Genomic DNA, 22,007 nt, shown 5'->3' with positions numbered 1-22,007 from the left:
CCCGAGGCCCCGCCCGCTACTTCGGCGGCGAGGAGGTCGCCGCGGAGAAGCTCGTCGACGAGATCGACGCGCAGACCGGTGTGGAGTGCCGGATCGGGGTCGCCGACGGGCTGTTCGCCGCGATCCTCGCCGCCCGCCACGCGCGGCACGTCGAACCCGGTGGCAGCCGGGAATTCCTCGCGCCGCTGCCGATCGAGGAGATCGAGCAGCTCGCCGACCGCCTCGGGCAGAAGCAGGCGGCGGCGCAGCCGGAGCTCGTGGACCTGTTGCGCAGACTGGGGGTCGGCACCCTGGGCGAGTTCGCGGCGCTCGGGTCCTCGGACGTGGCGACCCGGTTCGGCCCTGCCGCCGTGCTGGCCCACCGGGCGGCGGGCGGCCAGGAGGAGCGCCCGGTCAAGCGGCGGCGGCCGCCGCCCGAGCTGGTCGTCACCGAGGAGCTCGACCCACCGGTGGACCGGGTCGACCGAGCCGCGTTCGTGGCCAAGGTGCTCGCCGACGAACTGCACGCCAAGCTGGGCGATCTCGGCCTCGCCTGCACTCGGCTGGGCATCTCCGCGCGCACCGGAAACGGCGAGGAGCTGCACCGGGTCTGGCGCTGCGCGGAGCCGCTGACACCGGCGGCCACCGCCGACCGGGTCCGCTGGCAGCTCGACGGCTGGCTCAACGGCCGCAACCCCAAGGGCAAGCCCACCGCCGGGCTCGACGAGCTGAGCCTGCGCCCCGAAGAGGTGGTCGGCGCGGGAGGTCTGCAGCTGGACCTGCTCAGCGCGGCCACCGGCGAGGCCGCGGCCAGAGCGGGCCGGGCTTTCGCGCGGGTGCAGGGCATGCTCGGCCCGGAAGCCGTGCTGACCGGTGTTCTCGGCGGCGGCCGGGACCCGCGCGACCAGGTGCGATTCGTGCCGTGGGGCGATGAGCGGCGCGCGGCGCTGCCGGTCGAGCCGCCGTGGCCGGGCCGGATCCCGGCTCCGTCGCCAACGGTGGTGCCGGGCGATCCGTGGCCGGCCCGGGTGCTCGACGCCTCGGGCGAGCCGGTGTGGATCACCGGCCGCTTGGGGCTGTCCGCCGCGCCGCAGATGGTCGAGGTCGGCGGGGGCAGGTCTCGCGCGGTGGCGGGCTGGGCCGGGCCGTGGCCGGTGACCGAGCGGTGGTGGGTGGACCTGCTGGCCGGTGGTTCCGGCCAGACCGCGCCGGATTCGCAGGTCCCGCCCCGCGCGCTGGTCCGGCTCCAGGTCGTGCTGGTCCCGGAGTCCTCGGACGGGGAGTCCGACGAGGTGGCGCTGCTCCTGGTGCACGAGCGCGGGGACTGGTGGGTGCAGGGAGCCTACCGCTGAGTCGACGAACGCTCGTTCGAGTGGAAGCCCGGCAGTTCGGTAGCGCTGATCGTTCGAACAGGAGTTCACTGGGTTCATGAGCTGGTTCAACCCTCCCCAGAGCTGGTCGGAGCTGGAGAAGGCCCTCTCCGGCGAGGCTCTGCCGCCCCGCGACGACGCGTCGCCGTCGCGGCCGCGCGCCGAGCATCGCGCGGGCGGACGAGGCCCGGCGCCGTCCGGCGACCGGGTGCCCTACGCCGAGCTGCACGCGCACTCCAACTTCAGCTTCCTCGACGGTGCCGCCCACCCCGAGGAGCTGATCGAGGAGGCCGCGCGGCTCGGTCTGGAGGCGATCGCGCTCACCGACCACGACGGGCTCCACGGCGTGGTGCGGTTCGCCGAGGCGGCCAAGGAGCACGACGTGCGCACGGCGTTCGGCGCCGAGCTGAGCCTGGGGCTCACCCAGCCGCAGAACGGCATCCCCGACCCCGAGGGCGGGCACCTGCTGGTGCTGGCCCGCGACCTCACCGGGTACGCCTCGCTGTGCCGCGCGATCAGCACCGCTCAGCTGCGCGGCGAGGAGAAGGGGCGCCCGGAGTACCGGTTGGAGGAGCTGGCGGCCGAGGCGGCCGGGCACTGGCAGGTGCTCACCGGCTGCCGCAAGGGTGCGGTGCGGTCGGCGCTGGCGACCGGCGGGATGGACGCGGCGGCGGTCGAGCTCGACCGGCTGGTCGGGCTCTTCGGTCGCGAGCACGTCACCGTCGAGCTCACCGACCACGGGCTGCCCACCGACTCGGTGCGCAACGACGCGCTCGCGGAGCTCGCTGATCGCGCCGGACTGTCCACAGTGGCCTCCACCGGGGCGCACCTGGCGGCGCCCGACCGGGCGCGGCTGGCGAGCGTCGTCGCGGCCGTCCGCGCGCGGCGCAGCCTGGACGACGTGGACGGGTGGCTGCCGGCCTGGGCGGGCAACCACCTGCGCTCCGGTGCCGAGATGGCCGAGCGCTTCGCCCGCTACCCGGGCGCGGTGCAGCGGGCCGCCGAGCTGGGCAAGTCCTTCGCCTTCGACCTGAGCCTGGTGGTCCCGCAGCTCCCGCCGTTCGACGTGCCGCCCGGCCACACCGAGGCCAGCCACCTGCGGGAACTGGCCTACCTCGGCGCGCTCGACCGCTACGGGCCCCCGCAGGCGGCCCCGGAGGCGTACCGGCAGATCGAGCACGAGCTGGCGGTGATCGAGGAGCTCGAATTCCCCGGGTACTTCCTGGTGGTGCACGACATCGTCGACTTCTGCCGCCGGCAGGACATCCTCTGCCAGGGCAGGGGATCGGCGGCGAACTCGGCGGTGTGCTTCGCGCTGCGCATCACCAACGCCGACCCGGTCCGCTACCGGCTGCTGTTCGAGCGGTTCCTCGCGCCGGAACGCGACGGGCCGCCGGACATCGACATCGACATCGAGTCCGACCGCCGCGAGGAGGTCATCCAGTACGTCTACGCCAAGTACGGCCGCACGCACGCCGCGCAGGTCGCCAACGTCATCGGCTACCGGCCGAAGTCCGCGGTGCGCGACGTCGCCCGCGCGCTCGGCTACTCGCCCGGCCAGCAGGACGCCTGGAGCAAGGAGATCGAGCACTGGGGGCCGCTGCCGGAGGACTCCGAGATCCCCGGAGCGGTGCGCGAACTCGCCGACGAGCTGATGGGCTTCCCGCGCCACCTGGGCATTCACTCCGGCGGCATGGTGATCTGCCACCAGCCGGTCAGCGAGGTGTGCCCGGTGGAATGGGCCCGGATGCCCGGCCGGACCGTGCTGCAGTGGGACAAGGACGACTGCGCCACCGTCGGGCTGGTCAAGTTCGACCTGCTCGGCCTGGGCATGCTCTCGGCGCTGCACTACGCCATCGACATGACCCGCGAGCACCACGGCCGCGACGTCGACCTCGGCGAGCTGGACCTGTCCGACCCCGAGGTGTACGCGATGCTGTGCGAGGCCGACGCGATCGGGGTGTTCCAGGTGGAGAGCCGCGCGCAGCTGGCCACGCTGCCCCGGTTGAAACCTCGCGAGTTCTACGACCTGGTGGTCGAGGTCGCCTTGATCAGGCCCGGCCCGATCCAGGGCGGATCGGTGCACCCCTACATCCGGCGCCGCAACGACGAGGAGGACTGGGACTACGACCACCCCCTGATGAAGGGCGCGCTGCAGAAGACCCTGGGGGTGCCGCTGTTCCAGGAGCAGCTGATGCAGCTGGCCGTCGACGTCGCCGGGTTCAGCCCGTCCGAAGCCGACCAGCTGCGCCGGGCCATGGGCGCCAAGCGCTCCGCAGAACGCATGGAACGCCTGCGGGACAGGCTCTTCGAGGGCATGGCCGCCAACGGCATCGACGACGACCTGGCCGAGCACATCTACCGCCGCATGCTGGCCTTCGCCAACTACGGCTTCCCCGAGAGCCACGCGCTGAGCTTCGCGCTGCTGGTGTTCGCCAGCGCCTGGTTCAAGCGCTACTACCCGGCGGCGTTCTGCGCGGCACTGCTCAAGGCGCAGCCGATGGGCTTCTACTCGCCGCAGTCGCTGGTCGCCGACGCGCGCAGGCACGGAGTCGTGGTGCGCGGGCCGGACATCAACGCCAGCCGGGTGCACGCCGACCTGGAGCCGGACGCGACCAGCACCGGGGGTCAGGCGGTCCGCATCGGCCTGTCGTCGGTGCGCAAGCTCGGTGAGGACCTCGCCGAGAAGCTGACCGCCGAACGCGCGGCGCACGGGCCGTTCGCCGACATGGCCGACGTGGCGCGGCGAGTGCGGCTGAACGCACCGCAGATGGAGGCGCTGGCCACCGGCGGGGCTTTCGACTGCTTCGGCCTGACGCGGCGCGAAGCGCTGTGGAACGCCGCGGCGGCGGCCCGCGAACGACCAGACCGGCTGCCCGGCACCACCGTCTCGTCGGACGCCCCGGCCCTGCCCGGGATGGACGGCGTCGAGAAGGCAGCGGCCGACGTGTGGGCGACAGGGGTGTCGCCGGACAGCTTCCCGCTGCAGTTCGTCCGAGCCCGGCTCGACGAGCTCGGCGCACTGCCTGCCGCACGTCTGTCCGAAGTAGAGCACGGAACCCGGGTGCTGGTGGGAGGAGCCGTGACGCACCGGCAACGCCCATCGACCGCGGGCGGCATCACCTTCCTGAACCTGGAGGACGAGACCGGAACGGTCAACGTCGTCTGCTCACCCGGGCTGTGGGCTCGGTACCGCAAGGTCGGGCGCACCAGCGCCGCGTTGTTGGTCCGGGGCGTGATCGAACGAACCGAGGAGGTGATCAACCTGCGCGCTGATCGGCTTCAGAAGCTGAACATCCGCGTGCCTTCGGAGTCCCGCGACTTCCACTGAGTCGTACTACAGGGACAACTACTCCGTGGTCGTTGTGCTCAGCGGTGCGGGTGGCGGAACCTGACACGCCTTCTGGCTCCGGGATCCGAGACTTGTGCATGTCCAATGCACGGCGCTTCGGCTGTCCTCCCCAGAAGACGTGTCAGAACCCGCGGTGGTGCCGGTTGCTCTGGTGGGGTACGGAGAAAGCGCCTTCGGCGCTTGCCTGACGGTTGGGGTTGGGTTTCACGCGATTCCGCACCTGCGGATGGCCAGGAGGACGAAGGTGCGGGCGCACTGCTCCAGGTCGGCGATGCTGACGTGCTCGTCGTCGGCGTGCGCGTAGCGCACGTCGCCCGGGCCGTACTGCAGCGTCGGCATGCCGGTGGCGGCGTACTGGCGCAGGTCCGAGCCGTAGGGCGCGCCCACGACCTCCGGGACGGAACCGCCGGCGGCGACGATCGCCTCGCGGGTCTCGTCGAGCAGCGGGTGCCCTTCGGGGAACCGGCCGCTGGCGAAGATGCCGCCCGGCCAGGTGACGCGGACCGGGTGCTCGGCCAGCCACGGGTCGGCCGCGCAGGCTTCGGCGACGGCGGCGGCGAATTCGATCTTGGCCTGCTCCACGGACTCGCCCAGCCGCACGCCGTAGCGGCCCTCGGCGACCGCGAGGTCCGGGACGGTGCTGGCCCAGTCGCCGACGCGGGCCGTGCCGACCGACAGCGGGTACGGGATCTCCAGGTGCTCCACCAGCGGGTCGGGGTCGACGTTGCGCCGGGACTCCAGCTCGCGCAGCACCGGCAGCAGCTCGGCCAGCTTGTCGAGCGCGTTGACACCCCGGTACCGGGTGGAACCGTGCGTGCTCTGCCCGGGGATCTCCAACCGGAACGTCAGCGAACCGCCGTTGGCCGCCACGACGGTGTTCTGGGTCGGTTCGGCGATGACGCACGCCTCGCCGCGGTGGCCGCGCTGCAGCGTGGCGAACGCGCCGAGACCGCCGTCCTCCTCGGCGACGACCGCGTGCACCGCCACCGGGCGGGCCAGCTCGACACCGGCGGTGCGCAGCGCTGTCAGGGCGCCGAGGAAGGCGACCACGCCGCCCTTCATGTCGCAGGTGCCGCGACCGGCGGCGATGCCGTCGGAGATGCGCAGCGCGTACGGGTCGCGGTTCGGCCAGCGGTCCAGGTCTCCGGGCGGCACCACGTCGGTGTGCCCGCAGAACACCAGCGCCGGGTCGCCCTCGCCGCTGACCCCGACGCAGCCGTAGGCCTCGTCCCGGTGAGCTTCCTGACCGGGGAAGTCGGGGTGCTCGGCGAGTTCGCGGACGTCGATGCGCCAGTGGTCGACCCGGTGGCCGAGCGCGGAAAGGCGGTCGGCGCACCACTGCTGGGCGTCGTGCTCGGCGGTGCTGCCTCCGACGCTCGGGATGGCCACCAGTTCGCGGAGATCGTCGACGATGGCGTCGATGTCCACGGCGTCCAGGGCGCGCTGTTCGGCTTCGGTGCGGGGCTCCACTGCGGTCACGCAGCAGAACCTAACGCGGCGTCCCCTGCTTGCGGGAGACCCGTCGGCAAATCGCCTCGGACCCGGCGAAGGGACCACGACCGCCGGGCACTGAGTACCATTCCGGCGTGGCCGAAGGCGACAGCACCAAGCGTGAATTCGAGATCGGCAAGGACGGTCTGGGCGGCATCGTCGTCGGCATGGACGGCAGCCCGGCCAGCTTCCACGCCGCGGCGTGGGCGGCGGGTCTCGCCCGGCGGGAGCGCGCGCGTCTCGTGCTGGTCTACGTCGAGGCCGTGGGCGGCGTCGCCTACTGGTCCCCGATGGGCGTCGCGGTGGCCAGCGAAGCCGCTGAGTCCCTGGTGGAGGAGCTCAAGCAGGAAGTCGTCTCGCACCTCAAGTGGGTGGACATCGACTGGGACTTCGTGCACCACCGGGGTGACCCGGCGGTGGGCCTGGAGCAGGTCGCCGAGCAGTACCGCGCCGACCTGATCGTCGTCGGCCGCTCGCGCCGGAGAGGCGGTCTGCTGGGCACGGTCCCGGCGACGCTGGTGGTGGAGGCGGTCCGCCCGGTCGTCGTCGTCCCCTGAGGCGGAACCGCCCCCGCGCCGCGCTCGCGAACGGCTCCCGGCCGCGAACCCTCAGTCCGAACGTTCCTGGTGGGACAGGGTGTTGACGACGGTGCCGCTCGGGTCGCGGTGGAAGAACCTCCGCACGCCCCACGGCTCGTCGGTCAGCGGGTGCACGATCTCGACGCCCCGCTCCACCGCGGCCGCGTGGGCGGCGTCGACGTCGTCGACCTCGACGGAGATGTCCGGGTGCTCCGGAGCGCTGGCGTCCTCGGTGATGAGCGCGAGCTGGCGCTTCCGGTCCTCCGGGGAGCAGAGCGTGACGATCCAGCCCATGTCCATCACCACCTCGAAACCGAGCACGCGCACGTAGTGATCGCGCGTGGCGGCGATGTCGGTGGCCCTGATGTTGGGTACAACTCGGTGGATTCGCATGGCGCCTCCGGTGTCGTCGGGCGCTCGTGCCAGGGTGTGGCCATGACGAGCGCGGTCGGTGAGGACTTCCAGGACGCGATCTTGCCGGATCAGGAGTGGTCCGGCCGGGTCTTCGAGCGATGCGTGTTCACCGACGCCGACCTGACCGGTCTGAAGACCCGCAACTGCGTGTTCACCGACTGCGACTTCACCGGCGCCGACCTCAACACCTCCTCGCACGTCGCCAGCGCGTTCCGGTCCTGCAAGTTCGAGCGCACGGTGTTCGGCAGGAGCAGCTTCGACGGGTGCAGCCTGCTCGGGTCCGGCTTCGTCGACTGCCGGCTGCGGTCGCTGAAGGTCCGCGAGACCGACCTGACCCTGGTCGCGATGGGCCGCTGCGACCTGCGCGACGTCGATCTGCACGGCGTCCGCTTCCGGGAGGCCAACCTCACCGAGTGCGATCTGCGCGGCTGCGACCTCCGCGAAGCGGACTTCAGCGGGGCGCGAATGCTCGGCGCCCGCCTCAACAACGCCGATCTCCGGGACGCCCGCCTCGACGCCGACGCCCTGGTCCAGGCGAACCTCCGGGGCGCCCGGGTTGACACCGCTCTGGCCCTGTCCTTCGCAGCGGCCCACGGCCTGCACCTGGACTGACCTGGCCTCGCCGCGCTGAGACCGGCAGAACGGAAGAGGGCCCTCCCCCGAGCTGGGGAAGGGCCCTCTTCTCAACCGTTCTCACTCCATGGGCGGACGTTCGCCCGACGGCATCTCGGCGAGGGTGCCGTCGGCGATGAGGTCGCTGACCGCGGCCGGGAGCACGAACGCGGTGCCGCCACCGGGCTGCTCGAACCACGCGACCGCGGTTCCCCGCAGCGCCTGGATCGGGCGCTGCACCCGGTAGGCCGAGTAGGTCCGGTTGGACCACTGCGGCGGCAGTGAGCGGTGCGTGTACGGCGTGCGCGCGGTGTACAGCACGTTGCCGTTGGGCTCACCGAAGCGGTCGAGCTCGGTGCCCGGCTGCAGCATGACGATCCGGCGGTCCCGGTACAGCGTCAGCGGCGGTTCGCCGTTGAGCGGCTGGATCTGCTGACCCTGCGGGGCCTGGCCGTTGGGCGCAGCCTGCGGCTGGCCCTGCGGGGGCTGCTGACCCTGCTGCGGACGCGGCGGTCCGGGCGGCGGGCCCTGCCGCTGCGGGCCGGCCATGCCGGGGCCACCGGGCCCGGGACGACGCTCGGCGCCACCGGCCGGACCCTGCTGCGCGCCGGGGCCGGCGGCCGGGGGAACCGGGGCGTTGCTGTCCCGGCGCGGCTGGCGCTTGGGCAGCGGGTTGGATCCCGGCGCCCCACCGGCCTGCGGCTGCACCGGATTCCCCGCGGGCGGGGACGGCGGAGCCTGCGGCGGGAGCGGTCGGTCCAACGACGGCGCAGGCTGGAACCGGGTCGGCTCCTCGGCGGGCGGCGCCGGCGGGGCCTGCGGTGCCGGTTCCTGGGACGCCTGCGGCGCTTCCTGGTTGGCGGTGAACAGCGGGTTCCCACCGGTGCTCGGGCCCGACTGCTCCGGCTCGCGCGCGGCGCGCTGGGGCAGTTCCGACGCCTGCGGCGTGCGCTGCGGCAGATCGGCCGACGGCTCCGGGGTGCGCTTGGGCAGCTCGGAGGCCGGTTCCGGGGTCCGCTGCGGGAGGTCGGCGGGCTCCTGCTGACCGCGCTGCGGCAGGTCGGCCGGTTCCGGCGTGCGCTGCGGGAGCTCGCCGGCGGGCTCCGGGGTGCGCTGCGGGAGGTCGGCCGGTTCCGGCGTGCGCTGCGGGAGTTCGGGTTCTGGCGCGCCGCGCTGCGGCAGGTCGGCGACCTCGGGAGCGACCGGTGCCGGAGCCGACGCGGTCGGCTGCTCCATCAGCAGCTTGCCGAGCAGGTACGCGGCGGCGTGGTCGACGCGGGCGAACCGGACGTCCTCGTTGCCGGTGACGACCCAGTCGTCGCCGTCCTGCACCAGGCAGTGGGCGTCGGCGCTGCGGCTGCCCAACCGGTAGGCGTCGCTGTCCACCTGGAAGTCGGACAGCCGGTCGTGCAGCTGCGCCAGCACTTCCTGGGCGTCGGGTGCGTCGTCGTCCTCGTCGAGGACGTGCCGCGAACCGGAGGCCGACGGTGCGTCGTCCTCGATGAGCTCGTCGGCCGGCTCGGGAACCTCGTCGGCCTCGGGCTCACCGGAGGTGGAACCGATCGCGGCGGCGCCGACGGCGGCCGCCCCCGCTCCGGCGGCCACCCCGGCGCCCACCCCGAGCGCGGAGTTCCCGGAGTTCGGCTCGGGTTCGTCGGCCGGCTCCTCGTCGGGCTGGTCCACCAGCTCGCTGACGGCCGCTTCGCGGGTCGCGTCGTCGACGTCGCCGACGGTGAAGCCGCGGCTGCGGACGTGCTCGACCAGCGCCGACTCCGGTGGCATGCCGTACTGGGCCAGGTAGTAGGCCACCGAGCCCGGCCACAGCCAGGTGCCGTCGGTGTGCCAGGTGCCCGGGACGGTCTGGGCGCGCTCGGGGTCGAAGTGGTCCTCTTCGTTCTCCCGGGAGGCCAGCACGACCGGAGCGTTCTCCAGGTACTGCCGCAGCGCGCCGACCTCGTCGGCGGGCACCGGGCGGCGCTCGGACACCACCGGGCGACCTTCGTCGTCGACGTCGTCGAAGACGTTGGTGATCCGGAAGCGGCCGGAACCGATGCCGGCGGAGGAGAACCCGGCCTCGTCCTCGAGCCCCGCGACCGTGTCCGGAACCACGGGGGTGTCCTCGGCCTGCGGGGATGCGGTGCCGTCGACCCGTTCCTGCATCCAGTCCGGGATGTTGTCCTCGGACCGCGGGTAGCGGCGAAGTTCGTCGACGTAGGCCGCCCGGGGCAGCGGGCGCTGCCACTGCGGCTCGGTGTCGAAGTTGATATCGATTCGGTAACTGGACGGGCGCTCGACCACGTAGAGCGCGCTCAACCAGGTGCCCACGTCGGGGCGGTACATGCCCTCCCGGAGGCGCTCGAAGATCTCGCGCAGCTCGACCGGCGGCTCGAGCGAGCGTGAACTGCCGTCCTGCGCGGTGAGCTCACCCAGCAGGTCGGTGTATTCGCCGGTGGCGCGGTACTCCACCGTGATCTCCTGCCAGTCCTCAGGAGCGCCTTGTAAAAGCAGAACACCGATCTTGCGGGCGATCTGCTCCTGCTCTTCCGGACTGATCGCTGTCGGACGCGACATGGGTGACATCCTCCCCCTCTCGACGAGGCAACCCGACTCCACCCCGTCGAAACGCTACTCGACGCGGGCCCGGCGTTGTGCGCTGTGTGTGACATCCGCGCCGCCGTTGATCGTCTTGTGGCGGTTTTCAAGATCACCCTGGGTGAGACCGGTGATCTCGCCCCAGAGCTTGCCTGCTGAAAGTTCGAATGAACATCACACCACCAGGTGTATTGGATCAGCGAGGGGGTCCGAAAACCAGTAGCGGTACGCCCGTGCCGAACGCCACAGTTATCACGTGCTGCGTCCTTACCGGCTACTGGCCGCTGTCCCACACGCTCCGTCACTGATGGGCTTCGGTCTGCTCGCGCGCCTCTACATCCCGGCTCAGGTGATGGTTCTGACGTTCCTGATCGCCGAGTGGACCGGTTCGTACGCGATCGGCGGCGCGGTCTGCACGGCCATGACCATCGGTCAGGCGATCGCCGGGCCGGTGCGCGGCCGTGCCGCCGACCGCACCTCGGTCGTGAAAGTGCTGGCGGTGAGCGGGTTCTTCCAGTCGGCCGGATTCGCGGCGATGATCGTGACCACGCACCGGCTGGACGGGGAGCACTGGTGGGTGATGCTGCTGGTCGGGTTCGCCACGGGCCTGGCGTCGCCGCCGCTGGGGCAGGTGGCGCGCTCGATGTGGCCGCGGATCACCGAGGGCGAGGCGCGCGAGGCCGCTTACGCCGTCGAGGCGACGCTGCAGGAGCTGCTCTACGTGGTGGCGCCGATGCTGGCGACGTTCGTGGTGGCGGTGTGGAGCCCGTCGGTGGCGCTGTCGGTGCTGGCGGCCTGGGCGCTGATCGGTCCCGGCCTGTTCGCCTCGGCGTGGTGGCGGGCGGGGATTCGCGGCGGGCTGGGCGGCGGTGCCGCACCAGGACGTTCGGCGGGCCTGGTGCGGGTGCGGGGGTTCGTGTCGATGATGTGCTTCTTCAGCCTGTCCGTCGGCGCGCTGGTCTCGGTGGACCTGGTGCTCGTCGGCTGGGCCCGCGAGCGGGGTGAGCCCGGCATGGCGGGGGTCATGGCGACGATGTGGGCGCTGGGGTCGCTGGTGGGCGGTCTGGTGATGGGCGGTTTCCCGCGCTACCGCTTGGGAGTTCGCTCCGGGCTGGCCGCGCTCGGTCTGTGCGCGCTGGTCCCGGCGCTGCCGCCGGTGTCCAGCGGATCGCCGTGGGTGATCGGGGCGATCCTGGCGGTCGGCGGTGCGGCGATCGCGCCGCTGCTGGCGGCCTCCAACGGTCGGCTGGCCGATCTGGCGCCGCCGGAACGCCGGGGAGAGGCGTTCGGCTGGACGACCACCGCGAGCACGATGGGCATCGCGATCGCCAACCCGCTGGTGGGCTCGATGATGGACCGCGGTGGCCCGGCCTTGGCCGGGGCGGCGTGCGCCGCGATGGCGGTCGCCGCGTTCGGCGTGGTGCTGGTGCACCTGCACCGCTCCGGTCCACTGCGGCCCGCCTCGGAAGTCGTGGGAGAAGTGGCGGAGAAAACTGCGGACCGGCGAGGTCAAGCCGCGACCGATCTGCCACGATGAGCAGCTGTGAGCGCGACGATTCTCGACGGCAAGGCCACCAAGGACGCGATCTTCGAGGAGCTGCGACCCCGCGTCGCCCGGCTCGTCGAGCGAGGGCAGGCCCCGGGCCTGGCAACGGTGCTGGTAGGAGACGACCCGGGTTCGCACTCCTACGTGCGCGCCAAGCACAACGACTGCGCGAAGGTCGGTATCAAGTCGATCCGCAAGGACCTGCCCGCCGACGTCAGCCAGGCTGACGTGGAGGCGGTGATCGACGAACTCAACGCCGATCCCGAGTGCACCGGCTACATCGTGCAGCTGCCGCTGCCCAAGCACCTCGACGCCGGGCCGCTGCTGGAGCGCATGGCCCCGGCCAAGGATGCCGACGGCCTGCACCCGATCAGCCTCGGCCGGCTGGTGCTGGGCGAGGAGGCTCCGCTGCCGTGCACCCCGCGCGGCATCATCGAGCTGCTGCGCCGTCACGACGTCGAGCTCAACGGTGCGCGCGTGGCGGTCGTCGGTCGCGGCATCACCGTTGGCCGTCCGATCGGTCTGCTGTTGACCCGCCGCAGCGAGAACTCCACGGTGACCCTGTGCCACACCGGCACCAAGGACGTGGCCTCGGAGATCTCCCGCGCGGACGTGGTGGTCGCGGCGGCGGGCGTGCCGCACCTGATCACCGCGGACATGGTCAAGCCGGGCGCGGCCGTGCTCGACGTGGGCGTCACGCGTACCGAGGACGGGCTGGCCGGTGACGTGCACCCGGACGTCGCCGAGGTCGCCGGTTTCCTGTCGCCGAACCCCGGCGGCGTCGGCCCGATGACCCGCGCGATGCTGCTGACCAACGTCGTCGAGGCGGCCGAGCGCAACCTGGGCTGAGTTCGGCGCGGGGACTGGAGGAACGTGAGCGACTGGATCCCGGACAGGTACCGCCTGTCCGTCCACGTGCCGTTCGGCCTGGTGTGCGGCATCGGGCTGATCGGTTTTCTGCTGGTGGCCCTGCAGCACTGGCGTCGCGGCACGGTCGTGCTCGGTCTGGCGCTGCTGGTGGCGGCCGGGCTGCGCGCGGTGATCCCGGACGATCGCGCCGGTCTGCTGGCCATCCGCAGCCGCGTGGTGGACATGCTGCTCTACAGCGGTTTCGGCGTGGTCATCATCTCCATCGCCATGACCATCCGAGGCCTGTTCGGCTGACGAGAACCCCAAGAGGCAGGCGCCCCACCAGGGATGCCTGCCTCTTTCACGTCCACAACAGACAGTCCGCGAAGACCACGAGCTCCACGCGGACGGTTCTCGCTGACAACGTGGTTCCCCGATTTCAGTGGAAGTCGGGATCTCAGTTCAGGGATCGGGACCGGGTTTCAGGGGACGGGACCCGGTTTCAGTGGAAATCGGGGTTCTGATTTCAACCCTTCAGTCCCACCAGAAGGTCCAGGTGCGGCGGCCTCGGATCTCGCCCGCGTAGGCCGAGATCGAGCCGGTCTCCTGCAGGATCCGGTCGGGGCAGAAGGTCCAGTGCTCGGCGGCGACCTGCGCGGCGTGCTCGGCCGTCTGCGGCGGGGCGGCGACGCTCATGTCCAGGCGATCCGGGCCGAGCCGCAGGATGCGGGCGCCGAAGCGCTCCTCCCAGCTGCGCACCATCGCCGACAGCCCGGCGGTGCGCGAGACGTGGTTGGCCGCACCCGACCAGCCGAGCACCGTCAGCACGTCGGCGCCGCGCTTGACCGGCACCAGCGCCAGCCGGGTGTCGGCGTCGACGAGCTTCGGGAGCTGCTGGTTGGCCAGCACGTCCGGATCGGCCAGCAGGTTCCCGGCCTTGGCGGGCCCCGGGCAGGTGTGGTCGAAGGGCGCCAGGACGTCGAGGTCGTAGGCGGGGCCGAGTTCGTCGTCGGCCTGCACCAGGCCGTCCCAGATCCGCACCATGACGTCGTAGACGCGCCAGCGGTCGATGTGCTCCAGCGGTTCGGGGGCGGTCACGCCGACGGTGCAGCGCTCGCCGAAGGTCTCGTCGCTGTCGCACAGCAGCAGCGGCCACAGCCCGCTGCGCCGGTGCTCGGCGCGCAGCGCGGCGGCCAGTTGGGGTCTCGGGGTGTCCAGGCTGATCCAGCACAGCGGTGTCGGGTAGGCGGCCATCGACATCCGCTCGGTGAGGATCTCGCCAGGTGGCAGCTCCGTGGAAAGCCCTGAACCGATGCCGAAAACCGCAGGAAGATCGGCCGGTGCCCCCGCGTCCCGGTCGTCTTGCAACACTTCACAGCCTCCTCGCGATTCCCGTTGGAACCACCTTAAGGACGCGGGGCGTTTCGTGGGAGTCCGGGATGGTGCAAACCAGCTAACATTTCGGGCTTCCCGAGCCTCGGTTTTCGGGCAGCAGCACGATGCGTCCGGTCTTCTTCCCGGATAGGTGCAGGTCCAGCGCTTGCTCGGCGTCCTTGAGCGGCATCCGCTCGGCGATGAGCGGGCGCAACCGTCCACTGGTGACCCTCGCGAACAGCTCGGCCAGATCGGCTCGGAAGCGCTCGTCGGGTCGCACGTAGTACAGCCGCATGCGACGTCCTGCCGTCCTGCCGAGCAGCCGGCGGAGCTCCCAGCCGACCAGCAGCCGGGTGATTCCCAGGTAGGGCCGCCACCACGGGCCGGCATCGTCGAGCGTGGTCGCGCTGCCGTAGCTGATGAGGGTGCCGCCGGGTGCGAGAAGTCGCCAGGACGTCGGCAGGCTCGACGGCCCGAGCGGGTCGAGGACGGCGTCGACCCCGTCGGGCGCGAGTGCGCGCACGCGGGCCGCGACGTCCTCCGCGCGGTGATCGATCAACTCCGCTCCGAGAACGGCGAGGCCGGCGTGCCGGTGCGCGGAAGCCGTTCCGATGACGCGGATCCCGTCGGCCGCGGCCAGTTGCGCCAGCAGCGTCCCGACTCCGCCGCCGATGCCGTGCACCAGCACCGTTCGTCCTCTTCGGACGTTCGCGGCGCGCAGCAGCTGGCGCGCGGTGACCCCGTTGAGCACCAGCGACACCGCCTCGGCCGCGTCGATGTCGGCGGGGACCTCGACCAGGTCGCGATCGCGGACCTCCACGTGCTCGGCCCACGCGCCGGTGCGCGGCATGGCGGCCACCCGCTGCCCGATCCGCCAGGAGCTCTCGGGGCCGACGGCGACGATCTCGCCGACCAGGTCGTACCCGGGCACGAACGGGAACGCGGGTTGGGCCGGGTAGCGGCCGCGCCGCATCTGCACCTCCGCGAAGGAGACTCCGGTGGCTTCGGCGCGGATCACGACGCCGCGCGGGCCCGGTTCGGGTGCCTCGGCCTCGCGGACGGCGACCTCGTCGAGTCCGGTGAAGGCGATCTCGGTGCCTGCCATGATGACTCCTCGTGATAATTCGAAGCGAACGTTAGAGCTTCTAACGCAAATATGAGCCTGTTACCGTGAGGGTGTCAAGGGAGGCGGACATGTCAGCAGCGCAGCGCAGTCCCCGCGAGCGGTTCCGGGAGCAGACGCGCAACGAGGCGAAGCAGGTCGCGATGGAGCAGCTCGCCGAGTCGGGGCCGTCGGGGATCTCGGTCAACGCGATCGCCAAGCGGATGGGCGTCACCGGGCCCGCGCTCTACCGGTACTTCGCCAATCGCGACGCGCTGCTCACCGACCTGGTCACCGACGGCTACCGCGACCTGGCCGAGACCCTGGAGGGCATCGCGCTCGACCACCGCCGCAAGGCGCCCGAGAACAGGTTCCGCGAGATCGCGACGGGTTTCCGGGCGTGGGCGTTGGAGGCTCCGCAGCGCTTCCTGCTGCTGTACGGAACCCCGGTGCCCGGCTACGAGGCGCCCGCGGAGACCTTCGGCCTCGCCGACCGCGCGTTCCGGCCGCTCCTGGACGCCCTCGCCGAGCTGGCGCCGGAGGCGCCGCCGAACGGCGCGCTGGACCGGCAGCTGGTGGCCTGGCGCGAGCGGCGCGGCGGGCCGCAGCCGCCGGTGCCGGCGCTGCGCAAGGCGGTTCGCGCCTGGTCACGCCTGCACGGCGTGCTGAGCCTCGAAGTGACCGGTCAGTTCGCCGGGATGGGGATCGACCCGGAACCGCTGTTCCGGGCCGAGGTGGATTCGGTTCTCGCCGAACCGTGGGAGTGAGGCCGGCCGCTGGGCGCGACCGGCCGTGCTACTCCCCTCGGCGAGGGGACGGGGCTTCGACCACGCAGTCGGAACCCGGGAACACCAGGCCGACGTGTCCGTCGGTGTAGCGGACCCGGTACGGCGGTTCACCGTCCGGTCCGAGCACCTCCAGGATCTCCCCGAACTTCTCGGCCTCGTCGACGTGCTTGCTGTGCACGTGAAGCTGGTCGCCCACGACTGCTCTCATCGCACATCACCTCCGCCACACCAGGCTAAGTGACGTGCGACACGCTCCGCATGGTCGTCAGCCGGCCAGGCGGGAGCAGGTCGTGGTGACGGCCTGGTACTTGTCCAGCTGAGCGGAGGTCCACTCGGCGCTGGCCTCGATGTCGATCCGGCCGTCGGCCACCTGCTGCACCGACTCCTGCACGTCGAGCAGGTTCTGCTTCAGGGTTTCGTCCGCGGTCCGGTCGGCGAGCTGCTGGATCTCGGTGACCTTGGCCTGCGCGTCGGCTTGAGCCTTCTGCGGGTCGGCGAAATTCGGCACGAAGTTCGCGGCGTTGATCGCCTGCAGGCACGCCTGCGCGGTGTCCAGGCTCTGCTGGGCGCCCTGGAGCTGCTGGTTGGCCTGTTGCAGTCCCTGTTGGGCCTCCTGGATCTCGCCGCACGCGGCGAGGCCGGCCAGCAGTGGCAGCGACACGATCGCCGCTGCGATCCGCATTCGAGCTCGCATCTTCCCTCCGGGGACAAGGAGCGGTGCCCACATGGCACCGCAGGTGCACCTTATCGGTCAGACCAGAGGGATTGTGCCCTTTGTCTTGTTTTACGTGCTAATGGTCTAAACCCTACTCCGGCTGGCTCAAGGGCTTGCCTCGATCCAGGCCATCAAGCCAGGTGGCAGGTCCAGTCCGGCCAGCCACGGGGCCACGCCGAGGCGGTAGAGCACCACGCAGGTCAGCGCCGCCGCCGCGAGGGTCAGGCCGGGGCCGATGATGGCGAGCTCGACGGCGCCGCCGGTGCGCATGCGCAGCTTCTTCGGCGGCGCGACCGGGTACCAGGTCTTGCCGCCCAGCGGTACCGGCCAGAGCATCGGGCAGCCCTGCTCGGTGATCGCGTCGCCGATGAAGTGGGCGACGCAGCCGATCATCACGGCGAGCCCGAACGCGGCGGCGTCGGTCGGCTGGTCGCCCGCCCAGGCCCAGCAGGCCACCGTGAGCAGCAACGACGTGACTGCGATGAGCAGCGCGTCCTGCCGCGAGCTCCAGGTGTGCATCAGCCCGCGCACCGCGAGCCCGGCGAAGAAGAACATCAGCACGCCGAGCGCGCTGCCCTCGCTGGTCTGCACGATCGCGGTGGTGATCAGGCCGGCGAGGACGGCGAAGACGACCGTGTGCGTGAAGCCGCGGTGGGTGCCCTCGCGGTCGCTGTCCCTCTTGGTGCGGGTCAGCCGGTACAGGAAGCCGCTGAAGCCGCTGATGCCCGCGGAGAAGCCCTTGGATATGGCGCCGAAGGTGGCGGCGACGGTGGACGACGGGTGATCGATGTCGGGCAGCAGCGCGGCTCCTGCGGAGAGAGTGGCTCCGACCACCCAGGTCTTGGGGGATAATTGCCCTATCGCGTGCGTGTCGGCCAGGGCGGTCACCGCTGCCCATGCGGCCAACCCGCTCATCGCGTGCGTCGGTCCTGTCGCCATGTCTCTCCTGCATCGCCTGCCGCGCCGAACACCTGCTCGACAAGATCACTCGTCTGTGAGTTCGAGAGTAGAAGAAGATCGCGGTGCGGCTCGGCATTGCCCGGGGAGTGGCAGCTGTGAATCTGGCTTCGGATGTGCCGTGACCCTGGTGGCGGCCGACGGGGGCAAGGCACAATCGAAGGCGCTAGCAGTACGCTTGTACCGCTTGCATTCTCGCGAGAGGAGCACCCCGCCACATGAGCAAGATCAAGGTCCAGGGCACGGTCGCCGAACTGGACGGCGACGAGATGACCCGGATCATCTGGTCCTTCATCAAGGACAAGCTGATCCACCCCTACCTGGACATCAACCTCGACTACTACGACCTCGGCATCGAGCACCGGGATGCCACCGACGACCAGGTGACCGTCGACGCGGCGAACGCCATCGCCAAGCACGGCGTAGGCGTCAAGTGCGCCACCATCACGCCTGATGAGGCGCGCGTGGAGGAGTTCGGCCTGAAGAAGATGTGGCGGAGCCCGAACGGGACCGTCCGCAACATCCTCGGTGGCGTCATCTTCCGCGAGCCGATCGTCATCTCCAACATCCCGCGGTACGTGCCGACGTGGACCAAGCCGATCGTCATCGGCCGTCACGCCCACGGCGACCAGTACAAGGCCAGCGACTTCAAGGTCCCGGGCCCGGGCACCGTCACCATCACCTACACCCCCGAAGACGGCTCCGAGCCGATCGAGATGGAGGTGGCCAAGTTCGGTGAAGACGGTGGCGTGGCCATGGCCATGTACAACTACCGCAAGTCGATCGAGGAGTTCGCGCACGCGTCCTTCCGGTACGGCCTGGAGCGCGGCTACCCGGTCTACATGTCGACCAAGAACACGATCCTGAAGGCCTACGACGGCATGTTCAAGGACGTGTTCGAGGAGATCTTCGAGGCCGAGTACAAGGCTCAGTTCGACGCCAAGGGCATCACCTACGAGCACCGGCTGATCGACGACATGGTCGCCACCGCCCTGAAGTGGGAGGGCGGCTACGTCTGGGCCTGCAAGAACTACGACGGTGACGTGCAGTCGGACACCGTCGCGCAGGGCTTCGGCTCGCTGGGTCTGATGACCTCGGTGCTGATGACCGCTGACGGCAAGGTGGAGGCCGAGGCCGCGCACGGCACGGTGACCCGCCACTACCGCCAGCACCAGCAGGGCAAGCCCACCTCGACCAACCCGATCGCGTCGATCTACGCCTGGACCCGCGGCCTGCAGGCCCGCGGCAAGATGGACTCGACCCCGGAGGTCATCGGCTTCGCCAACGCGCTGGAGCAGGTCATCGTCGAGACCGTCGAGAGCGGCAAGATGACCAAGGACCTGGCCCTGCTGGTCGGCAACGACCAGCCGTTCCAGACCACCGAGGAGTTCCTCGCGACGCTGGACGAGAACCTGCAGAAGAAGATGGCCGACCGCTGATCTTCGGCTGACGCGAAGCGCCGCTACCACCTCGGGTGGAGCGGCGTTTTTGCGTTCCGGGCGCTCGCCGGCGACGTGGAGTCCCCTGCGGGCGTGGGGTGGCCGCCGGATTCCTCGGCTCGTCGCCGGCGGCGACGGCGTCTCGCCAACGCCAGGGGTGGGTGCGAACGGCCGAAACCCGTTGGGCTAAACTCTTCACCGCTGGCGGAGAGATCCGCCGAGCGCGATTAGCTCAGTGGGAGAGCGCTACCTTGACACGGTAGAGGTCACTGGTTCAATCCCAGTATCGCGCACCACTTCTCGATGCGGCTTGGCGATCCCGTTTCGCCACAGGCGAGTTCGCGCGTCGCTCGCAGGTGAGGATCACCTGGAGAACTCGGCGGTTCCAGGTCGAGCCGATGCCGCTTTCCGCGGTGACTCGTGTAATCCGCTCGGACAGCCGTGTCCGTCACCGGTTCCGCACCGCACCGGTGGACGCGTCCCCGAAGGTGACGCCTCCACCGGGGCAGCGAGGGGTCATTCGAAGAAGCGGTACACGGCCTCGGCGACGACCGCCGGACGCTCGTGGCCTTCGAGCTCGATCCGGCCGTCGACGATCAGCTGCACGCCGCCCTTCGGCAGAACCTCCACCGCTGCGAGCGTCGCGTGCAGGCGGACCCGGCCACCGGCCGGAACCGGGTTGGTGAAGCGGACCTTGTTCAGCCCGTAGTTGATCGCCATGGTCACGCTGTCCACCTGCAGGACCTCGGCCCACATCGGGATGATGAGCGAGAGCGTCAGGTATCCGTGCGCGATCGGCCCTCCGAACGAGCTCTCCGCCCGGGCGCGCTCGGGGTCGACGTGGATCCACTGGTGGTCGTCCGTGGCGTCGGCGAAGGTGTTGATCCGCTGCTGGGGGACCTCGACCCAGGAGCTCGTGCCCAGTTCCGCTCCCTCCAGCGCCTGGAGGTCGGCGAGCGTGGCGACGCGGGTCGTGGTCGGCGCGGTCGTGCTGTCGGTCATGGAATCTCCTCGTTCGAACGCGGCCGGTGGTGTCAGCTCTTGACGCCGAGAACGCGCAGCGCGTTCTCCTTGAAGATCAGCGGGGCGACTTCGGGTTTGATGTCGAGCTTCGCGAAGTCGTTGCGCCAGCGGTCGACCTGGATCACGGGGAAGTCGGAGCCGAAGAGGACCTTCTCGCGGAGCATCGTGTTGGCGGCCTTCACCAGCTGCGGCGGGAAGTACTTCGGCGACCACCCCGACAGGTCGATGTAGACGTTCGCCTTGTGCATGGCGATCGAGATCTGGGAGTCGACCCACGGCACCGCCGGGTGCGCCAGGACGATCGTCAGGTCCGGGAAGTCGGCCGCGACGTCGTCGAGGAGCATCGGGTCCGAGTAGCGGAGCTTGATGCCGTGCCCACCGGGGAGCCCGGCGCCGATGCCGGTCTGCCCGGTGTGGAACAGCGCGGGCACACCGGCCTCGGAGAGCAGCTCGTACAGCGGGTAGAACCGGCGGTCGTTGGGTTCGAACCCCTGCAGGCTCGGGTGGAACTTGAATCCCCGCACGCCGCAGTCGTCGAGCAGGGTGCGGGCGCGCCGGACCGCGGTCAGGCCCTGCCAGGGGTCGACCGAGCCGAACGGGATGAGCACGTCGTTGTTCGCGGCGGCCAGTTCGGCGATCTCCTCGACGGAGTTGGGCGCGTGGCCCGACGCCGAGGTGGCGTCGACGGTGAACACGACCGCCGCCATGTTGCGCTCCCGGTAGTGCGCGGCGATGGAGTCGATCGAGGGCGTGCGCTCGTGGCCGGATTTGAAGTACTTCTCCGAAGCCGCCATCAGCTCGTCGTCGACCGACTTGTGCCCGCACCCGTCGATCTCGACGTGGGTGTGCACGTCGATGGCCTCGATCGCGTCGAAGTCGATGGCGCACTCGTAACGGGTCACCTCGTCGCTCATCGGGCCCGCACCTCCTCCGGGAATTCCTCGCCCACCGATTCGACGGCGTGATCGAAGGTCGCGGCCCACTCGGTCGCGATGGCGTCGGCCGACCAACCGCCGTCGTGGAACGCGGTCGTCGTCAGCTGCGGGTGCGACCACAGCGCGAGCCGGTCCCCGCCGACCGAGATGGCCTGGCCGGTGATCTCGGCCGCCGCTTCGGAGGCCAGGAACGCGACCACTCCCGCGGCGTCCTCGGGCGTGCCCATCCCGACGTCGCGCCGGATGACGGCGGGCAGCGGTTCCCCCCGCTTCATCGACTCGACGTGCGGCGCGAGGAACGGGATGGTCTCGGTCATCGCCGTCGCGGCGACCGGGCACACGGCGTTGACGGTGATGCCGGCCCGCTGCAGCTCCATCGCCCAAGTCCGGACCATGCCGACGATTCCAGCCTTCGCGGCGGAGTAGTTGGTCTGCCCGAAGTTGCCGCGCTGACCGGCGGGAGAACCCACGCAGATGATCCGGCCGCCCTCTCCCTGCTCCCGGAAGCGCTGCACCGCCCGGCGCACGCAGGTGAAGGTGCCGCGCAGGTGCACGTCGATCACCGCGTCGAAGTCCTCGTCGGTCATCTTCCACAGCACCTTGTCCCGCAAGATGCCGGCATTGGTGACCAGGACGTCCAGCCGGCCGAACTCCTCGACGGCGGCGGCCACCAGTCGCTCGGCCGTCTCCGCGCTTCCCACTGGAGCCGCCACCGCGATCGCGCGGCCTCCGGACTCGACGATCTCGGCGGCAGCGGCGTCCGCGGCGGCTCGGTCCACGTCGTTGATCACCAGTGCGGATCCGCGCCGCGCGAGCTCCTTCGCGTACGCCCGGCCCAGGCCCTGCCCGCTACCGGTGACGACGGCAACCTTGGTGCTCAGATCCATCATG

Annotated in this window: 20 protein-coding genes and 1 tRNA gene; 10 read left to right on the top strand and 11 right to left on the bottom strand. The window is 70.9% G+C overall.

Annotated elements, in window-relative coordinates; translation table 11 throughout:
- Both E1202_RS21070 and E1202_RS21065 read left to right on the top strand, forming a co-directional pair.
- Window positions 1-1,331 (top strand): DNA polymerase Y family protein (locus E1202_RS21070; RefSeq protein ID WP_132684863.1); only part of this gene is annotated, 1,331 nt, incomplete at its 5' end.
- 76 nt (window positions 1,332-1,407) lie between these two features.
- Window positions 1,408-4,680, top strand: coding sequence for an error-prone DNA polymerase (locus E1202_RS21065; protein ID WP_132684862.1), 3,273 nt, complete (start codon window positions 1,408-1,410; stop codon window positions 4,678-4,680).
- 225 nt (window positions 4,681-4,905) lie between these two features.
- Here the strand turns inward: E1202_RS21065 and E1202_RS21060 are convergent, their stop codons facing one another.
- A complete protein-coding gene (locus E1202_RS21060) occupies window positions 4,906-6,180 on the bottom strand; it encodes an ArgE/DapE family deacylase (protein WP_132684861.1) in 1,275 nt (424 codons plus the stop codon).
- A gap of 107 nt (window positions 6,181-6,287) precedes the next feature.
- On the opposite strand from E1202_RS21060, the gene E1202_RS21055 reads away from it, so the two are divergent.
- Complete coding sequence (locus tag E1202_RS21055) at window positions 6,288-6,749, top strand: universal stress protein (RefSeq protein WP_207918820.1); 462 nt, start codon at window positions 6,288-6,290, stop codon at window positions 6,747-6,749.
- 51 nt (window positions 6,750-6,800) lie between these two features.
- Here the strand turns inward: E1202_RS21055 and E1202_RS21050 are convergent, their stop codons facing one another.
- Complete coding sequence (locus E1202_RS21050; protein WP_132684860.1) at window positions 6,801-7,163, bottom strand: VOC family protein; 363 nt, start codon at window positions 7,161-7,163, stop codon at window positions 6,801-6,803.
- Window positions 7,164-7,205: 42 nt separating this feature from the next.
- On the opposite strand from E1202_RS21050, the gene E1202_RS21045 reads away from it, so the two are divergent.
- Entirely contained in the window at window positions 7,206-7,796 is a 591-nt protein-coding gene (locus E1202_RS21045) for a pentapeptide repeat-containing protein (protein WP_132684859.1), read from the top strand.
- Window positions 7,797-7,877: 81 nt separating this feature from the next.
- On the opposite strand, the gene E1202_RS32630 is transcribed toward E1202_RS21045, so the two are convergent.
- A complete protein-coding gene (locus E1202_RS32630) occupies window positions 7,878-10,367 on the bottom strand; it encodes a glycohydrolase toxin TNT-related protein (RefSeq protein ID WP_132684858.1) in 2,490 nt (829 codons plus the stop codon).
- A 328-nt stretch (window positions 10,368-10,695) separates the two neighbouring features.
- Here E1202_RS32630 and E1202_RS21035 point away from each other — a divergent pair, with 328 nt between their 5' ends.
- From E1202_RS21035 to E1202_RS21025, 3 genes are read left to right on the top strand one after another with little or no spacing between them, the layout of a single operon-like run.
- A complete protein-coding gene (locus tag E1202_RS21035) occupies window positions 10,696-11,925 on the top strand; it encodes an MFS transporter (protein ID WP_132684857.1) in 1,230 nt (409 codons plus the stop codon).
- Window positions 11,926-11,931: 6 nt separating this feature from the next.
- Complete coding sequence (locus E1202_RS21030; protein ID WP_132684856.1) at window positions 11,932-12,783, top strand: bifunctional methylenetetrahydrofolate dehydrogenase/methenyltetrahydrofolate cyclohydrolase; 852 nt, start codon at window positions 11,932-11,934, stop codon at window positions 12,781-12,783.
- Between the two features lie 24 nt (window positions 12,784-12,807).
- Window positions 12,808-13,098, top strand: a complete 291-nt coding sequence (locus E1202_RS21025; protein ID WP_235878762.1) for a DUF3017 domain-containing protein — start codon at window positions 12,808-12,810, stop codon at window positions 13,096-13,098.
- A gap of 219 nt (window positions 13,099-13,317) precedes the next feature.
- Here the strand turns inward: E1202_RS21025 and E1202_RS21020 are convergent, their stop codons facing one another.
- Together E1202_RS21020 and E1202_RS21015 are read right to left on the bottom strand one after the other, a co-directional pair.
- Window positions 13,318-14,154, bottom strand: coding sequence for a DUF4253 domain-containing protein (locus tag E1202_RS21020; protein ID WP_235878760.1), 837 nt, complete (start codon window positions 14,152-14,154; stop codon window positions 13,318-13,320).
- A gap of 82 nt (window positions 14,155-14,236) precedes the next feature.
- Window positions 14,237-15,262: a medium chain dehydrogenase/reductase family protein gene (locus E1202_RS21015; protein WP_132684855.1), complete on the bottom strand. Its 1,026-nt coding sequence runs from the start codon at window positions 15,260-15,262 to the stop codon at window positions 14,237-14,239.
- A gap of 89 nt (window positions 15,263-15,351) precedes the next feature.
- On the opposite strand from E1202_RS21015, the gene E1202_RS21010 reads away from it, so the two are divergent.
- On the top strand, window positions 15,352-16,026 hold the full coding sequence (locus tag E1202_RS21010) for a TetR/AcrR family transcriptional regulator (RefSeq protein WP_132684854.1): 675 nt from the start codon (window positions 15,352-15,354) through the stop codon (window positions 16,024-16,026).
- A gap of 28 nt (window positions 16,027-16,054) precedes the next feature.
- Here E1202_RS21010 and E1202_RS21005 read toward each other — a convergent pair whose 3' ends face one another.
- The 3 genes from E1202_RS21005 to E1202_RS20995 form a co-directional block, all read right to left on the bottom strand.
- A complete protein-coding gene (locus E1202_RS21005) occupies window positions 16,055-16,255 on the bottom strand; it encodes a DUF1918 domain-containing protein (RefSeq protein WP_132684853.1) in 201 nt (66 codons plus the stop codon).
- Between the two features lie 57 nt (window positions 16,256-16,312).
- On the bottom strand, window positions 16,313-16,741 hold the full coding sequence (locus E1202_RS21000; RefSeq protein WP_235878758.1) for a hypothetical protein: 429 nt from the start codon (window positions 16,739-16,741) through the stop codon (window positions 16,313-16,315).
- A gap of 126 nt (window positions 16,742-16,867) precedes the next feature.
- A complete protein-coding gene (locus E1202_RS20995) occupies window positions 16,868-17,701 on the bottom strand; it encodes a metal-dependent hydrolase (RefSeq protein WP_132684852.1) in 834 nt (277 codons plus the stop codon).
- A gap of 236 nt (window positions 17,702-17,937) precedes the next feature.
- Between E1202_RS20995 and E1202_RS20990 the strand changes: the two genes are divergently transcribed.
- Both E1202_RS20990 and E1202_RS20985 read left to right on the top strand, forming a co-directional pair.
- Window positions 17,938-19,158, top strand: coding sequence for an NADP-dependent isocitrate dehydrogenase (locus E1202_RS20990; protein WP_132684851.1), 1,221 nt, complete (start codon window positions 17,938-17,940; stop codon window positions 19,156-19,158).
- Window positions 19,159-19,379: 221 nt separating this feature from the next.
- Window positions 19,380-19,454, top strand: a tRNA-Val gene (locus tag E1202_RS20985).
- Between the two features lie 220 nt (window positions 19,455-19,674).
- Here the strand turns inward: E1202_RS20985 and couM are convergent.
- The 3 genes from couM to E1202_RS20970 are packed head-to-tail and all read right to left on the bottom strand — an operon-like array spanning window position 19,675 to window position 22,003.
- The gene (gene couM / locus E1202_RS20980) at window positions 19,675-20,160 is read right to left on the bottom strand and encodes a p-hydroxycinnamoyl-CoA hydratase (RefSeq protein WP_132684850.1); all 486 of its coding nucleotides are present in this window, start codon (window positions 20,158-20,160) and stop codon (window positions 19,675-19,677) included.
- A 32-nt stretch (window positions 20,161-20,192) separates the two neighbouring features.
- Entirely contained in the window at window positions 20,193-21,083 is an 891-nt protein-coding gene (gene couO, locus E1202_RS20975) for a 4-hydroxyphenyl-beta-ketoacyl-CoA hydrolase (RefSeq protein ID WP_132684870.1), read from the bottom strand.
- 8 nt (window positions 21,084-21,091) lie between these two features.
- Entirely contained in the window at window positions 21,092-22,003 is a 912-nt protein-coding gene (locus tag E1202_RS20970) for an SDR family NAD(P)-dependent oxidoreductase (RefSeq protein ID WP_132684849.1), read from the bottom strand.
- Window positions 22,004-22,007: the final 4 nt, after the last annotated feature.

The sequence above is a fragment of the Saccharopolyspora karakumensis genome, from assembly GCF_004349225.1.
In the GTDB taxonomy this organism is placed as follows: Bacteria; Actinomycetota; Actinomycetes; order Mycobacteriales; family Pseudonocardiaceae; genus Saccharopolyspora; species Saccharopolyspora endophytica.
Note: the sequence above shows the minus strand (reverse complement) of the source record. Positions and strands in the feature narration are given on the sequence as shown.

Excerpts from the sequence above, each read along its gene's own strand:
- E1202_RS21065 (WP_132684862.1), top strand. The coding sequence starts at position 1,408 with ATGAGCTGGTTCAACCCTCCCCAGAGCTGGTCGGAGCTGGAGAAGGCC.
- E1202_RS21050 (WP_132684860.1), bottom strand. The coding sequence starts at position 7,163 with ATGCGAATCCACCGAGTTGTACCCAACATCAGGGCCACCGACATCGCC.
- E1202_RS21045 (WP_132684859.1), top strand. The coding sequence starts at position 7,206 with ATGACGAGCGCGGTCGGTGAGGACTTCCAGGACGCGATCTTGCCGGAT.
- E1202_RS32630 (WP_132684858.1), bottom strand. The coding sequence starts at position 10,367 with ATGTCGCGTCCGACAGCGATCAGTCCGGAAGAGCAGGAGCAGATCGCC.
- E1202_RS21035 (WP_132684857.1), top strand. The coding sequence starts at position 10,696 with ATGGGCTTCGGTCTGCTCGCGCGCCTCTACATCCCGGCTCAGGTGATG.
- E1202_RS21015 (WP_132684855.1), bottom strand. The coding sequence starts at position 15,262 with ATGGCAGGCACCGAGATCGCCTTCACCGGACTCGACGAGGTCGCCGTC.
- E1202_RS21010 (WP_132684854.1), top strand. The coding sequence starts at position 15,352 with ATGTCAGCAGCGCAGCGCAGTCCCCGCGAGCGGTTCCGGGAGCAGACG.
- E1202_RS21005 (WP_132684853.1), bottom strand. The coding sequence starts at position 16,255 with ATGAGAGCAGTCGTGGGCGACCAGCTTCACGTGCACAGCAAGCACGTC.
- E1202_RS21000 (WP_235878758.1), bottom strand. The coding sequence starts at position 16,741 with ATGCGAGCTCGAATGCGGATCGCAGCGGCGATCGTGTCGCTGCCACTG.
- E1202_RS20995 (WP_132684852.1), bottom strand. The coding sequence starts at position 17,701 with ATGGCGACAGGACCGACGCACGCGATGAGCGGGTTGGCCGCATGGGCA.
- E1202_RS20990 (WP_132684851.1), top strand. The coding sequence starts at position 17,938 with ATGAGCAAGATCAAGGTCCAGGGCACGGTCGCCGAACTGGACGGCGAC.
- couM (WP_132684850.1), bottom strand. The coding sequence starts at position 20,160 with ATGACCGACAGCACGACCGCGCCGACCACGACCCGCGTCGCCACGCTC.
- E1202_RS20970 (WP_132684849.1), bottom strand. The coding sequence starts at position 22,003 with ATGGATCTGAGCACCAAGGTTGCCGTCGTCACCGGTAGCGGGCAGGGC.